Source organism: Plebeiibacterium marinum, from assembly GCF_026013615.1.
Taxonomy (GTDB): domain Bacteria; phylum Bacteroidota; class Bacteroidia; order Bacteroidales; family Marinilabiliaceae; genus Saccharicrinis; species Saccharicrinis marinus_A.
Map to the genome: position 1 here is coordinate 1 of NZ_JAPDPI010000114.1, position 1,246 is coordinate 1,246.

Sequence of the window (1,246 nt, forward strand, 5' to 3'; positions counted from 1 at the left end):
ATGGATCAAGCGCAAAACCTGGGTCTAAATGTTGCTTTGATTTATCATGCATATATTTTTGTTAACCTGAAGAGGAAATATTTTACATCGACAACACCTCTAAACTGCCTTCTGAATTCCTTTATTTTGGCATTGAAAGACTCCGCGGAGGCATTTGTGCTCCTGTTGTTAAAAAAGTTGATAATATTTTGATAATGGGTTTCAATAGTATTTTTTAAGACCTGGAAAGAAGGGAGGTCCACCATGTCTATTTGGTTAAACCATTGAGCAAGGTGTGTCATGGCTACGGGGGCTGTCATTATGCGACTGTAAATCAAATATAAGTGATGCGACAGATCGTAAGCCTGTTCTATATCAGGGTATAGGTTAAACAAGATGTTGGCCCGCTGTTTTTGTGACTCCGTCCATTTATGGCTTGGTTTAAACAGGAGGTACCTGCTGCGCACGAGCAACTGCTTTATGGTATCCCCGTTTTCTAATATTAACGGGGTATATTCTTCACCTTGCTTACGGGCCTGCTTTTGCGCCATATTATCCTGTTCTATGGCTTCCCAGCGGTGCTTGATCCTGTGTTCCTGGACGGCATCACAGGCTAATTTTTGTACATGGAAGCGATCTATAACTACAGTAGCTTTTGTAAAGCATTTCCGGACAATTAGATTCATGCTGTTGGCCATATCAAGGGTAACCTCTTTGACCATGGCCCGTTGCTGTTCACTGAAATTTTCCTTGATGATTTTTATGATCTCACCAGATTGTGTCCCCTTGAAAATCCCTACAATGGCACCCTTCTTTCCTTTTTTTATCTTGTTGGTTATTATAGTATATAGCTCCCCGTTGCTCAGTGCCGTTTCGTCTATTGATAAATGATAACCAATGTTCTTAGGGTATATTAGATACTCTTCTGCATGATCCTTTTGCTTCCAACCACTGAAGTTGCTCAGATTGTTTTTATACTGACGTTGAAAGTTGCGCCCATTAACTCCAAGATAGATTTCCAGGCTCTGGCAACTTATGGCGTTAGAATCGACTAATTGCTTTTAAAAAAGCAGCGTACTCTTCGCTCATCCTTGTACCCCGTGCTATTACTTCCCAATCCCTGCTCACTTTTTTCTTTTTCCCATCTATAACCACTTCCCACCTTCGGCGTTTCACCTTTAATTTTACCAACATATTACGAATTGGATAATCGTCAACACAACGGGCTTCCATAAAACCACATGACTTATATTGATAACCTTTATAT

General features: G+C 40.4%; 2 protein-coding genes. Both read right to left on the bottom strand.

The genetic code is table 11. The annotated features are described in order from the left end of the window. Positions 1-44 precede the first annotated feature (44 nt). On the bottom strand, positions 45-1,016 hold the full coding sequence (locus tag OM074_RS21090) for an ISAon1 family transposase (RefSeq protein ID WP_363320333.1): 972 nt from the start codon (positions 1,014-1,016) through the stop codon (positions 45-47). A 4-nt stretch (positions 1,017-1,020) separates the two neighbouring features. Further along, positions 1,021-1,246 (bottom strand): ISAon1 family transposase N-terminal region protein (locus OM074_RS21095; protein ID WP_435873448.1); only part of this gene is annotated, 226 nt, incomplete at its 5' end.